Origin of the sequence: Undibacterium sp. 5I2 (assembly GCF_035019605.1) — a bacterium.
In the GTDB taxonomy this organism is placed as follows: domain Bacteria; phylum Pseudomonadota; class Gammaproteobacteria; order Burkholderiales; family Burkholderiaceae_D; genus Undibacterium.
The window spans coordinates 24064-37477 of the sequence record NZ_JASJVS010000046.1 but is presented as its reverse complement, the minus strand read 5'-3'; the positions used below and the strand labels follow the sequence as shown (position 1 = coordinate 37477).

Genomic DNA, 13414 nt, shown 5'->3' with positions numbered 1-13414 from the left:
GGCGGCTCAGGCGAACCGGAAGTAATGATAGAAATGAACATGACGCCCCTGATCGACGTCATGCTGGTGTTGATCATCATGCTGATCATCACGATTCCTATCCAGAATCATTCGGTCAATCTGAATATGCCGACCAATCAACCGTCGAAACCGACGGAGCCACCGGTGGTGGTCAATCTCGATGTCGACTTTGACGGCACGGTCTTGTGGAATGGCGTGGCAGTAGCAAACCGCGCTGAACTCGAAGCCAAGCTCACTGAAGTGGCGAGCAACCCGAATCAGCCGGAAGTACATCTGCGACCGAACGCGGTCGTACCGTATAAATCGGTGGCGGCAGTGATGGCTTCGGCTCAGCGACTTGGCGTGACCAAGATCGGTATGGTTGGGAACGAGCAGTTCTTGAAGTAAGCAGCAGTCAATACAAAAAAAGCGCCGAAGGTTTTTCCCGGCGCTTTTTTTCTTTTGCGGACTCAACTGTCGAGATGCGAAATAAAGCGCGTATAACTGCTTTCTTTGATCAAGCCAGTCTCACCACGCGGCGCTTCGAGTGACAAACCGACCGTCAATATATCGATCAGCAAGAGCTGTAAAATACGTGAAACCATCGCCAGAAAGCTGGCATTGTCTTCGGTGTGATTGACTGCCAAGCACACCGTCGCCTTCTTCGCCAGCGGCGACTGATGCGGTGCCAGTACGATGACGGCCGCGCCGGCGAATAAAGCCGCATCAACGGCGTGCAACAGTTCCGGCAATTTTCCTGAGTTCGAGATGACGATGACGACATCGCCAGGTTTCAGCAATTCGGCCGCCAGCAAAAACAAATGCGCATCGCCATAAATGGCAGTCGGAATGCGGAAGCGGAAAAACTTATGCTGAGCGTCAAGCGCAACGGCGCGCGAATTTCCCATCGCATACAATTCGAGTTTATTGGCTTTATGCAAAAATGCAATGGCCCGCTCAATCGCATGAACATCGAGTTGATCGCGAAATTGTAGAATTGCCGACACGGTATTGTCGATCACTTTCGCGCTTAAATCGTGGGTACTGTCATTGCGCCTTACCTGACTATGTCGTACCGGAATGGTGCCGTTGAGACTGCTGGCAAACTTGAGTTTGAAGTCGGCCAAACCGGTGAAGCCGAGCGAACGACAAAAGCGGATGACGGTAGGCTGACTGACATCGGCTTGCCTGGCGATTTCCACAATCGCTTCATTGAGCACGCTGCGCGGATTGGCTAAAATCAGTGTTGCCACACGCCGTTCAGCCGGCGTCAGCGTCGCTTGGATTTGCTGTATGCGGTCAAGCAGTGAACTGTCGGCACTGCGGCCGCGCAAGTGCTCAGACAAAATCGCCGAGACGCCATAAAACGCCGGGTTCGGCGTCGTGATCACATAGGTGGGAATCTGCGCCAAGTAGCCGCGAAAACGGCCCTTGGCTTCGAAGCGCGCGCGAAATGGTGAAGTCGTGAACCATTCCCCCATCAGCGGAATAATGCCGCCACCAATATACATACCGCCGCAAGCGCCGAGCGTCACGGCCAGGTTGGCACTGAAGCTACCGAGCATACCGCAAAAGCACTCCAGCGTTTCCAAGCACAAAGGCTCGGCCTCGCTCAGGGCGCGGCGAGTAATTTCTTGGGCCGATACCGCCGTGGGCGCACAGCGATTCCTGGCGGCCAAGGCGCGATGGATCAATTCCATACCAGGGCCGGAAATCAGCCGCTCAGCCGAAACATGCGACCATTCTTGCCAAGCAAATTGCAGTATCGAGAATTCGCGCTCGTCACTCGGCGCAAAGTTGGCATGTCCGCCTTCCGAACCGAGCGTGACAAAACCGTCGGAAGTCGGAATCAAACCCGACACCCCCAAACCGGTGCCCGGCCCGAGCACACCGATGACCGATTTGGCAACCGCCGTGCCAGCGCCAACCTGCATCAGTTCGCCACTTTGCAAGTGCGGCAAGGCCATCGCCAAGGCGGTGAAATCATTCACGATGAGTAAAGTATGCAGAGAAAATTGCGCCCGCACGGCATCGATGGAAAACTCCCAGGCGCGATTGGTCATGCGCACATAATCGCCATCGATAGGATAAGCAATCGCCAAGGCCGCATGCTGCACCCCGCTCACTTGCTGCTGATCCCAATACGCCTGCATCAGTTCAACCATGCCGCCGTATTCATCGCACTTCAACACCTGGACCGCCTGAAACACACCAGCGGCCGTTTCGAGCGTGAAGCGCGCATGCGTGGCACCGATGTCGGCCAACAAACGTGGCCCGCCGGGAAAATGTGTGGCTTTACTATGTTCGATCAGGACAGGTTGATTCATGGTGCGCGCGAGGCAGGCGATTATTCGATTTCCAGCAATTTAACACAGCCATCGTGTAGCGTCGCTTTTTTGCCGCAAGCTAGTGCAGAGAAAAACGCGGCTGTATACATGCCAAGGCATTGCCAAGGCATTGCCAATGCAATGCCAATGCACACAAAACACGGCAAAAGCGCGGCGCTATGATATATTCGCTGCAAAATCAGCAATCACAGCGGAACCTCGGCGAACCCGGCGCCCCAGTACGGCGCAGCGCGCCGCATAGCGGTGTTTTCGCTCTCCTTTCGTAACGCGCCAAGCAATCATGCCGCGACACACACCTGAAGAATCGGATTTGGAATGAATCACAAGTTAAGTATCGATGAATACAATGCGCTGGAACTGATCAGCAAATTGCCGAAAAATGTTAAACCGAATGCCTGCATAGGACGCAACACCAAGCGTTTGTCGGGTATTAAACTGGTCGCCTATCGCAAAGATGGTAGCTTGGAATTGACCGAAACCGGTCGTCAGGTTTTATTCATCAAGCAATGTATTGACGGTTTGCGCGCCATCGCCGCCGACGGCAATGCCCCATTAATGGAAACAGTCGCTACATTTTTGAGTAAAAAAGGTCATATCGAGACGGATGAAGTCAGCGCAGAACGTCGCATCAGCGCGCGCGGAATCGAATGCTTGGCCGATATCGACGCCAATATGAAAGCTGATTGAGTTATTGCTTGCCAGTCCAAGGGACTGAGCAACGCGCAGCCAGCAGCATGAACAAAGCCAGCCATACCACCGTGCGATTACCCCAGCGCAGGTAGGGTGTCATCCCGGTCTGCCCTTGTACACTGGCAGTCAGGCTGGCGCGCCGTAGAAATGGCAATTGCGCCTGCACGACACCATCGGCGCGAATGTGGACGGTGGCACCGGTATTGGTGGCGCTGAGCCAAGGTCGACCGGTTTCCAACACGCGCATACGCGCAAATTGCAAATGTTGCGGAATGCCTATTGAATCACCATACCAAGCCAGATTCGACACATTGAGCAAAATACTCGCGACGCCCTGACCGGCCTGCTGTTGGGCACGCAGCTTGTCGGCAATTTCTTCGCCAAACAAACTTTCATAGCAAATATTCGGCAACACAAACTGCGTCCCGACCCGCATCGGCGCTTGCCGCGCCGCGCCGGGAGTCAGTTCGCCCATGGGAATATGTAACCACCGCACAAACCAAGCGAAGCCATAGGGAATAAATTCACCGAACGGCACCAGATGATGTTTATCGTAGCGATAACTGGCAGCGGCATACTCGGTCGATAAGCCCAGCACACTATTAGCATAGCGATCGCTGCCATCTTGCATGATTACGCCCAGCAAGATCGCACTGCCGTGCGCAGCGGCATAGTTTTGTAAGCTGGAAAGATAATCAGGCGGCAACATTGATATCGGCACTGGCAAGGCAGTTTCCGGCGTGATGATCAGGTCGGCGGGTGTAGCTGTCAGCATGCTGCGATATAAATCCAAGGTATCTTGCAGATGTTGCGGATCGAACTTTATATCTTGCGCAATATTCCCTTGCAGTAAGCGCACACTCAAGGCTGTGCCGCTGGGCTGCGTCCACACCACGCTGCGCAACAGCGCTCCGCTGGCAAGCAATACCACAGCCAGCAAAACCAGCGCCGTGCGCCGTGCCCGGCCGATACCAGCAGAGAGCAGCAAGGCCAAGATCGCGGCGAGCAGCGCGGCCACATAGCCAACTCCATACACGCCGACCAGCGGCGCGTAGCCAGCCAAGGGACTGTCGCTGTGGGCATAACCGCCGATGGCCCAGGGAAAACCACTGAGCAGCCAGCCACGCAGCCATTCGGAAAGAGTCCAGAGCGCCGGAAAAAGTAGTAGCAGAGTCGCTGTCAGCGAGAGTCGCCAACGCCGTTGCAGAAACACACCGAGCAGCGCGAATAGCCAAGGATACACCGCCATGCCGGCGGCGAACAACAGCAGTGCCAGCGCGGCCAAGGCGGCTGGCATGTCGCCGTAGCGTGCCATCGCCACCCACAACCAGCAGACATTGATGGACAGAGCAACCGTGCCGCCCGCCCAAGCAAGCCAGCCGACTTGACGCAAGCTCCATTGTGGTTGCAGCAATATGAAAAACCACCCGGCCAGGCTGAGAATTTGCAGCGGCCACAAGGCATAAGGGGCAAACGAGAACACACTCACTGCGCCGGCCAGCAAGCTGACCATCAGCGCGCCGGCAAACGAGCCGGCGCGCCATCGCGGCAGCCAGCCGCTGCGATTCATTCGCTTAATCCATGACGCGCTTCAATGCGTTGCTCGACTTGTAAGATCTGCACTTCACGCGCATCGGCACGTAAGACTTCGAAAAACAAATTGCCGAGGGAAAATTCGTCGCCTTTATGCGGTACTTTGCCAAGATGATGCTCGACCAATTCGCCTATCGTCTCTACCGTCACATCACTCAGTTCAACCCCGAGCATATGATTGAAATGGCTGAGCTCAGTCAAGCCTTTGACGCGCCAACGCTTGCCATTGCCTTTGTTTTCGAGTGCCAGAATATTATCTTCTTCCTCTTCGAAATCGTATTCATCTTCGATATCGCCGACAATTTGTTCGAGCACATCTTCAATCGTGATCAGACCGGCAATACCGCCGTATTCATCGACGACCATCGCCATATGGTTGCGGTTGGCACGGAAATCGCGCAGCAAGACATTGAGTCGTTTCGATTCCGGAATATAAATCACCGGCCGCAGCATGGCGCGGACATCGAAGGCCTCTTCCGCGTAATAACGCAAGAGATCTTTGGCCAGCAGCACGCCGATCACTTTATCTTGATCGCCATCGATAGCAGGGAAACGTGAATGCGCAGCGGTCAACACTTGCGGTAACCATTCCTCGATTGGAGTGGAAATGTCAACGACATCCATTTGCGCGCGCGGAATCATGATATCGCGGGCCGCGAGGTCGGAAACTTGAAACACGCCCTCTATCATTGCCAAGGCATCGGCATCGATGAGATTACGTTCCTGAGCGTCTGTCAATACTTCCAACAGTTCGGCGCGATTTTCAGGTTCTGGAGAAATCAGAGCGGTCAATCGTTCAAACAAAGACCGGTGTGGTTTAAGGTCAGCTGGTCTGACCTTACTGGAGTGCTCTTGCATAGGAGGCATAACGCCGTTATTTCAATCCTACAGAATACAACAAATCAACGACTTTCCCAAATTTTGTCGATGCAGGGCTTAATTTGTTGCTTTTTTAATAAAGACACAGCAGATTGTCATACGCCGGTCATTTTTCTGCCGGCATCGTTTCATCTGCACTGATGTGCAGCTCTTCGGTATCGTGAAACTTGGCGTAATGTAAATGTGCGACACTGCCTTGATTGCTCATGATATCGACGTAGCGATGATTCCAATGTATCAGGGCGCTCGGATAATACTGGCGTGCGCGCTGAGATTGATTGGTGGTGTCATCGATGCCTTCTATGCTCAGTATCAGTGCCGCATTACTGGCCTGCAGTTGTTCCGGGGTCAAACCATACAAGGGACTTTGGCTGTCGATCACATGCATGACGGTCCAGCCGAGCATAAAAATAGGATGCTGCTCGCGCTCGAGCACGAGCTCGTGAATTTTTCTGAAACTGCCCATGGTGGCAGTCGGTTCATCGCGGATCAGGCGCAGTTTGGCCGCCGCTTCGCTGATGATATTCATGCGCGCATTGGCCAGTCGTATCATCAACATCAAGCGCCCATCCACCACATGGCTGACCGGGTGGCGGGCAAACACGATGCTCGAACGCGGCCGCGAAAAACGCGCGAACATCACACCGGTAGTTAAGGCGACACTGGCCATGCCGACGAAAATTTCCAAGGTCGCCACCACATGCGCGTACACCGATTGCGGATGCATGTCGCCATAGCCGACCGTTGCCAAGGTTTCCACGCTGAAGAAAAAAGCCCCGAGAAAATTATCCGGGGCCAGATTAGCAATAGGATTACTGCCCAACAGATAAAGGCTGGCAAATATCAGATTGAATAACAGGAACACGACGGCGACGGCGGCGAAAAACATCGGCCAACTCGAGGTCATCGCGTAATAGTACACATCTTGCCAGACATGGCGTCCCAAACCGAAGGTCAGCACATCACGCCCGCCCATACTGATGCGGCGACCGCGTGGTGCGCGTGCAGAAAACCAGCGCATCGTCGTCGCCTTACAGGTAAGGGTTAGCCAAACCAAGGCCGGCCAGAATGCTGATTTCCAGCGCTTCCATTTCCTCGGCCTCGGCATCATCTTCATGGTCGTAGCCTTGGGCATGCAACACCCCGTGCACGATCAAGTGGCAAGCATGTTCAGCCACGCTTTTCTTTTGTTCCAGTGCTTCTGCTTGCAAGACATCGGTACACAAGATGATATCGGCCTGCGTTACTTCGGCATCTTCGTCTTCGGTGTAGGCAAAAGTCAGTACATTGGTTGCATAGTCCTTGCCACGATAATCGTGGTTCAAGCTGCACCCTTCGGCGGCGTCGACAAACCGCAGCGTCAACTCGGCGGGAAAGAACAGCGCTGCCTGCACGGTTTTCCGTAACAGCGGACGCGGCAGTAATTCTTGCAAACGCGGATCGGCATACTGTACCGACAAAGAGAGGCGCGGCTTAGCGGCTGGTTTATTTTTTGCGGGCATGTTGGGCGGCATGGAGTGTTGAGGAATGAAGCGAGGCGTGCTCATGCACCGCTTCGTAGGCGTCGACGATGCGACCGACCAGTGGATGACGGACCACATCGACGCTGCTGAACTGTGAAAAGGCGATGCCTTTCACCTCCTGCAAAACCTGACAGGCATCGATGAGACCGCTTTTCTGGCCGCGCTGCAGATCGACTTGAGTCAAGTCACCGGTGATCACGGCTTTGCTGCCGAAACCTATACGCGTGAGGAACATTTTCATTTGTTCCGGCGTGGTGTTTTGCGCTTCATCGAGAATGATAAAGGCGTGATTGAGTGTACGACCGCGCATATACGCCAGCGGTGCGATTTCAATCGCCTGTTTTTCAAACATTTTCTGGGTGCGGTCATGGCCGAGCAAATCGTACAAGGCATCATACAGCGGACGCAGATACGGGTCGACTTTCTGCGCCAAATCGCCGGGCAGAAAACCGAGTCGCTCACCAGCTTCCACCGCCGGACGCGTGAGCACGATACGTTTCACGGCCTCGCGTTCGAGGGCATCAACGGCACAAGCAACCGCCAGATAGGTTTTACCAGTACCGGCTGGGCCGATGCCGAAGGTGATGTCATGCTCAAGGATATCTTTGAGGTAGAGATTCTGATGTGGCGTGCGCCCGCGTAAATCGCTGCGCCGGGTTTTTAACACCGGACTACCGACATCGGCCAGCTCTGCCGGACTATCCGCCAGCGGCAAGACCGGCACAGCCAACGCGGTACGCCCGGCCAGAGTGTTTCTGGCTTTTTGTTCCACCAGCGCCAATTGCACATCATCGATGGAAACCGCTTTGCGTGCGAGCGGATAAAAATGTTCGAGCAAGGCCAGCGCGCGCTCGGCGTGGTGTCCGCTGATGATGAATTTTCCACCCCGGCGGAAAATTGTCACGTCCAACGCCGCCGAAATTTGCCGCAAATTTTCATCGAGCGGGCCGCACAAATTCGCCAACTGGGTATTGTCCAGCGTTTGCGGAATAAAATGCAGCACCGGCACGGGAGTTTTGCCTGTCATGCCGTCACATTTTCTTCGACCAACTCACCGCGCAAAGAGTAATTGTACGATTCGGTAATCCGCGTGTTAACCAAGCTGCCGACCAGCGATTTCGGGCCGGCGAAGTTGACGACACGATTGTTTTCGGTACGCCCTTGCAGCTCTTGCGGATCTTTCACCGATGGGCCCTCAACCAAAATTTTCTGCACCGTACCGATCATCGCATTACTGTATTTTTTGGTATTGGCATCGATCACCGCCTGCAATTGTTGCAAGCGCCGTAATTTCAATTCGGCCGGGGTATCGTCAGCCAGATTAGCCGCCGGCGTACCGGGACGCGGACTGAAAATAAAACTGAAACTGTTATCGAAACCGATGTCTTCAATCAGCTTCATCAGTGCGGCAAAGTCTTCATCCGTCTCACCGGGGAAGCCGACGATGAAATCGGACGACACCGAGATATTCGGCCGAACTTGCCGCAAGCGGCGCAACACCGATTTGTATTCGAGTGCGGTGTAGCCGCGTTTCATGGCGGATAAAATCCGGTCCGAACCGTGCTGGGCTGGCAAATACAAATGATCGACCAGCTTCGGTACTTTGGCATAGCAATCGATCAGGCGCTGCGTGAATTCCTTAGGATGACTGGTGACAAAGCGTATCCGTTCTATCTGCGGGAATTCGGCGACATATTCGAGCAGTAAGGCAAAATCGGCGATTTCACCGTCTTCCATCACACCGCGGTAGGCATTGACATTCTGCCCCAGCAAAGAAATTTCTTTCACACCTTGCGCGGCCAAGCCGGCCACTTCCGCCAGCACATCGTCGAAACGACGTGAGACTTCTTCACCGCGCGTGTAGGGCACCACACAGTAGCTGCAATATTTACTGCAGCCTTCCATGATAGACACATAAGCGCTGGCGCCATCGACGCGTGCCGGCGGCATGTGATCGAATTTTTCAATCTCAGGAAAACTGATATCGATCTGCGAACGCCCGGAACTGCGCCGCTCGGCGATCAATTGCGGCAGCCGGTGCAAGGTCTGCGGGCCAAACACCACATCGACATAGGGCGCGCGCTTGATGATCGCCGCGCCCTCTTGTGAGGCCACACAACCACCGACGCCGATCAGTAAGGCCGGATTTTTACGCTTCAATTCACGCAAACGACCGAGATCGGAAAACACTTTTTCCGACGCTTTTTCACGCACGCTGCAAGTATTGAGCAGAATGACATCGGCATCTTCCGGCGTATCGGTCTTGATCAAGCCATCGGCCGCGTGCAGCACATCGGCCATTTTGTCAGAGTCATACTCGTTCATCTGACAGCCGAAGGTTTTAATATAGAGTTTTTTTTGCATTTTTGAGCCTATGCACCCAGAGGGTGCATCTGAATAAACGTCCGGCTTAGCCGGACAAATCTTGTCTTAGCCTATGCACCCAGAGGGTGCATCTGAATAAACTGAACGTCCGACCAAGTCGGACAAATTCTTAATACGACAGCACTATGCCGCCGCTTTGAATTTAGCGATTTCCGCCTGCGTCAATATCCAAATCTGATCGAGGTCACCATAAGGATTCACAGTGTAGGCGACGACCAGCGCATTGCCACTGATCGTGGCCGGTAACTGTATCAAATTCTGTACGCTGAAAATACGTGAAGCCGGCGACAAACGCCGCGCCACGCCATCCATCGTGACAGCAGGATAAGCCGACATATCGAGCACGCCAAGCTTGGCGTTTTGCTTGAATTGCCGTTCATGCGCCACCTGCGCCTGCACAGGAACGGCGGCAAGCACGAACAACGCGGCGCTGCAAAGGGCGAGGCGACAAACGATCTCAGTCAAGCGGCGCATAAAATCTCATCAGGGAAGATAAAAAATCAAGGAAATCAACTACTTAAGTCTGCTAGTTTACCACATTCAGGCGCGCGCTTGAAGCCAGCACTGGGAAGGCTGGCGACGGCCGGTGCGGCGCAAAATATAGGCGGCAAACAACGTCAAAGTCAAAATCTGGGATAATGGCAAAAAATTAAATGGAACCCCAATGAACACCCGCTCTCCGCGTGCCCAACAGCCTGGCTTCGATACTGCTCACTTCCGCACTGCCCTGTCACAATTCGCCACCGGCGTGACCGTCATCACAACACGCTTAGCCGATGGTAGTTTCCTCGGACTAACGGCCAGCTCCTTCAATTCCGTCTCGCTCGATCCGCCGCTGGTATTGTGGAGCTTAGGGAATGCGGCCAGCAGTATGCCGGCTTTCAGCGGTAATTCTCATTATGTGATCAATGTGCTGTCGGCTGATCAAGCTGGTCTGGCAACACAATTTGCCAGCCGCAGCGGTGATCGCTTCGCCGGCGTCGAGTACAGCCTGTCCCGTACCGGACTACCGATACTCAAAGGGGCATCGGCCTGGTTTGAGTGCCATAACCGTAGCCGCTACCCGGAAGGTGATCATGTGATCTTCGTCGGTGAAGTCGAACACTGCGAAGTCGCGCCACAAGCGCCGCTGATCTACCATTCGGGTCAGTTTGTTTTAACTGGATTTCCGCCTGCGCCGAAATGACAAATTGGGCGACTGAGTGGATGCGCAATTGCCATGACTTGCGGGTAATCTGCCATTTTCAGTTGACGATGAACGCCGCCGGCGTTCCTGCCAAAAGCTCGCAGGAACCACCTTACTGTCGTTTGGGGTAATGATACCGAACGGAATACGCAAATCGTTCGGAATTTATCCGCGTTTTTTCCCAGCCAAAATTAATTTAACTATTTATCAGCTGCGGTAAAATAGTGGCCATGGAATTATCTGATCTCGTCGGCTATGCAGCCGCCAGCCTGACTACGGCTGCCTTCATCCCCCAAGCTTGGTTGACTTGGCGCGCCAAACGCGCCGATGGCGTGTCGCTGTCAATGTATGTGATTTTCGTGTTCGGCATCGCGCTCTGGGCCACCTATGGCTTTTTATTGCAAGCCTGGCCTATCATCATCGCCAATATCATCACCCTCATACTGGCGATCTTTATTCTGGTCATGAAGGTAGTTTACAAGTAGGTTCAGACGAGTAATTGCTGCAGCACTCCACGCGTATCAAATGCGGCGCGCCGCAAGCGATCGTTCACGCCCTGCCACTCCGGTTCTTGTGGCAGCGTTTCGAGTAAGATCACATCTGCTTGCAAGTGATCGAGTTCGCGCAAAGCGGCATACAAATCATGCGCACAGGCATCTGCATCACTAGGCAAACAACGCCAAGCGGAGGCCGCCAAGACTGCCGGCAACTGCTGACTGAGCACGGCGACCTGTTTGCCACGCGCCTGCAGCGCGACAATCAGCGCGGCCAGATCGGCAGCCGCGACTTGAGCCACGGCGCTGCGCGGTGCGTAATGTGCCTCGAGTGTGCCGGAAGCACGCGGCGCAGCAGCATCGGGACTGGCCGGCAGGCTGCCGATCACCGTAGCCAATTGCGCCGCACTGATTTGACCAGGCCGCAGCAACACCGGGCCGTGGCTGGCCAGTCGACTCAGATCGAGGATGGTCGATTCGATCCCGATTTCGCTCTGACCACCATCGAGGACACCGGCGATCAAACCGCCGGGCAATAATTCTTCGGCAAATTCTTCTCTGACGTGGGCCGCCGTAGTCGGGCTGACATGGCCGAACTTATTGGCTGAGGGAGCGGCGATGCCACCCAAGCCGCCTTTGAATTGCGCCAGCAGCGCCAGCGCCACCGGATGGGCTGGACAACGCACGCCAAGCGTATCCTGACCACCGGAAACGGCCGCCGGAATATGTGCGGCGCGCGCTAAAATCATGGTCAGCGGTCCGGGCCAAAAAGCCTGTGCCAGTTGCCATGCCAAGTCAGGAATATTCTGCGCCCAATGCGTGAGCGCGGCAGTTGACGCGATATGCACAATCACCGGATGATCGGACGGTCTGCCCTTGGCAGCATAAATGCGCGCAACCGCTTGCGGATTTTCCGCATCAGCGCCGAGGCCGTACACCGTTTCAGTCGGGAACGCGACCAGCGCACCGGCCTCGAGCGCGCGCGCGGCCGCCGCGATGCTGGCAGCGCTGGCGGCGGCTGCGTTCATGTCGACTCCGGCGCGACCATACCGAGTACGGCACAGGCTGCTACCAGGGCATGCTGGGCTTGTTCCATCGTCGGCGCCACGAAAGTGATGTGACCCATTTTACGCCCACGGCGCGCTTCGGCTTTCCCATACAGATGCAAATGCGCACCCGGGATGGCCAAGACCTGATCCCAGGCCGGCTGCACCAATTCACCGTCGGTAGTAAACCACATATCGCCGAGCAGATTGAGCATGGCCGCCGGTGAGTGCTGACGCACATCACCGAGCGGCAGTTGCGCCAGCGCGCGCACCTGTTGTTCGAACTGACTGCACACGCAAGCATCGATAGTGTAATGACCGCTGTTGTGCGGTCGCGGGGCCATTTCATTGACCACCAAGGCGCCATCTTCGAGTACGAAAAATTCTATGCACAAGACCCCGACATAGGCCAGTTCGGCGATGATATCGAGTGCCGCTTTTTGCGCCAAGTCGGCGATGGCTGGCGCGACATGCGGGCCAGGTGCGTAAGTGGTGAACAAGACACCGTCGCGATGGACATTTTCGGCGATCGGATACACCACCGCCTGGCCATCGATACCACGCGCTACCAGCACCGATACTTCATATGCCAGTGGCAGCATTTTTTCCAACACACACACTTGACCGTTCATACCAGCTAAGGCTGCGCTCAACTCCTCGCGATTACGCACGCGCACCTGGCCTTTGCCGTCGTAACCCATGCGCACGGTTTTCAATATACCAGGCAGTAAATCTGCCGGTGCACTGGCGACATCGTCTTGATTTGAAATACCCCAATGCGGTGCCGGATACACCCCGGTATGCAAGCCACAGCGGGTGAAGAAGTGTTTTTCGGCCAAGCGATCCTGAGCCACCGAAACGCAGGCGGCAGACGGCGCGACAAAACCGCTCAAGGCCAATTGTCGGAGGCTGTCGGCCGGCACGTTTTCAAATTCGGTTGTGACGCGCTGGGCCAAACTCGCCAGCAAGGCCAAGCCGGCGGCATTATCGTACTCGGCTTCAACATGGTGCTGCGCCACTTGCGCCGCTGGGCAGCCGAGTTCCGGCTCCAGCACGGCGACTTGATAACCAAGCGCCTGCGCGGCATGGGCAAACATACGACCAAGCTGACCGCCGCCCAAAATGCCCAAACAACTTTGGGCGGTATTCGGTAACAGCGCTGTGCGCGCTTGCTCTTGATGGGCTGGTGTCATGATGTAAAACTCACTGTAATGCTAAAGAATAAGGCTGCTCAGAGTGCTCGATAGCAAGCGCTCTGAGCATAGGGCAA

The 13414-nt window shown here is 55.1% G+C and carries 14 protein-coding genes; 4 read left to right on the top strand and 10 right to left on the bottom strand.

The features are described 5' to 3' along the window. Positions 1–408, top strand: a 408-nt coding sequence (locus QN359_RS14975) for a biopolymer transporter ExbD (RefSeq protein ID WP_323493319.1), incomplete at its 5' end; no start/stop codon positions are given. A 62-nt stretch (positions 409–470) separates the two neighbouring features. On the opposite strand, the gene QN359_RS14970 is transcribed toward QN359_RS14975, so the two are convergent. Next, the gene (locus QN359_RS14970) at positions 471–2327 is read right to left on the bottom strand and encodes a glucokinase (protein WP_322249472.1); all 1857 of its coding nucleotides are present in this window, start codon (positions 2325–2327) and stop codon (positions 471–473) included. Positions 2328–2663: 336 nt separating this feature from the next. On the opposite strand from QN359_RS14970, the gene QN359_RS14965 reads away from it, so the two are divergent. Then, positions 2664–3035, top strand: a complete 372-nt coding sequence (locus tag QN359_RS14965) for a hypothetical protein (RefSeq protein ID WP_322249473.1) — start codon at positions 2664–2666, stop codon at positions 3033–3035. A gap of 1 nt (position 3036) precedes the next feature. On the opposite strand, the gene lnt is transcribed toward QN359_RS14965, so the two are convergent. The 7 genes from lnt to QN359_RS14930 all read right to left on the bottom strand — a co-directional run bounded on the left by lnt (position 3037) and on the right by QN359_RS14930 (position 9892). Then, positions 3037–4608 (bottom strand): apolipoprotein N-acyltransferase, encoded by a 1572-nt coding sequence (lnt, locus tag QN359_RS14960; RefSeq protein ID WP_322249475.1) that lies wholly within the window; start codon positions 4606–4608, stop codon positions 3037–3039. Next, a complete protein-coding gene (locus QN359_RS14955; protein ID WP_322249476.1) occupies positions 4605–5489 on the bottom strand; it encodes an HlyC/CorC family transporter in 885 nt (294 codons plus the stop codon). Before QN359_RS14955 ends, lnt begins: the two co-directional genes overlap by 4 nt. Positions 5490–5616: 127 nt before the next feature. Beyond that, the gene (locus QN359_RS14950; protein ID WP_322249477.1) at positions 5617–6531 is read right to left on the bottom strand and encodes an ion channel; all 915 of its coding nucleotides are present in this window, start codon (positions 6529–6531) and stop codon (positions 5617–5619) included. A 10-nt stretch (positions 6532–6541) separates the two neighbouring features. Continuing rightward, positions 6542–7012: an rRNA maturation RNase YbeY gene (gene ybeY / locus QN359_RS14945; RefSeq protein ID WP_322249478.1), complete on the bottom strand. Its 471-nt coding sequence runs from the start codon at positions 7010–7012 to the stop codon at positions 6542–6544. Beyond that, positions 6996–8060, bottom strand: coding sequence for a PhoH family protein (locus QN359_RS14940; RefSeq protein WP_322249479.1), 1065 nt, complete (start codon positions 8058–8060; stop codon positions 6996–6998). The genes ybeY and QN359_RS14940 overlap by 17 nt, the downstream gene beginning before the upstream one ends. Then, positions 8057–9397, bottom strand: a complete 1341-nt coding sequence (gene miaB / locus QN359_RS14935; protein ID WP_322249480.1) for a tRNA (N6-isopentenyl adenosine(37)-C2)-methylthiotransferase MiaB — start codon at positions 9395–9397, stop codon at positions 8057–8059. Before miaB ends, QN359_RS14940 begins: the two co-directional genes overlap by 4 nt. 144 nt (positions 9398–9541) lie before the next feature. After that, positions 9542–9892, bottom strand: a complete 351-nt coding sequence (locus tag QN359_RS14930; protein WP_322249481.1) for a hypothetical protein — start codon at positions 9890–9892, stop codon at positions 9542–9544. A gap of 190 nt (positions 9893–10082) precedes the next feature. Between QN359_RS14930 and QN359_RS14925 the strand changes: the two genes are divergently transcribed. Both QN359_RS14925 and QN359_RS14920 read left to right on the top strand, forming a co-directional pair. Further along, the gene (locus tag QN359_RS14925; protein ID WP_322249482.1) at positions 10083–10604 is read left to right on the top strand and encodes a flavin reductase family protein; all 522 of its coding nucleotides are present in this window, start codon (positions 10083–10085) and stop codon (positions 10602–10604) included. 230 nt (positions 10605–10834) lie between these two features. Next, positions 10835–11089 carry a SemiSWEET transporter gene (locus QN359_RS14920; RefSeq protein ID WP_322249483.1) on the top strand — a complete coding sequence of 85 codons (255 nt, stop codon included), beginning with the start codon at positions 10835–10837 and terminating at the stop codon, positions 11087–11089. A 2-nt stretch (positions 11090–11091) separates the two neighbouring features. Here the strand turns inward: QN359_RS14920 and QN359_RS14915 are convergent, their stop codons facing one another. After that, positions 11092–12126, bottom strand: coding sequence for an L-threonylcarbamoyladenylate synthase (locus tag QN359_RS14915; RefSeq protein WP_322249484.1), 1035 nt, complete (start codon positions 12124–12126; stop codon positions 11092–11094). Next, the gene (locus QN359_RS14910) at positions 12123–13337 is read right to left on the bottom strand and encodes a 5-(carboxyamino)imidazole ribonucleotide synthase (RefSeq protein WP_322249485.1); all 1215 of its coding nucleotides are present in this window, start codon (positions 13335–13337) and stop codon (positions 12123–12125) included. The genes QN359_RS14915 and QN359_RS14910 overlap by 4 nt, the downstream gene beginning before the upstream one ends. Positions 13338–13414 lie beyond the last annotated feature (77 nt).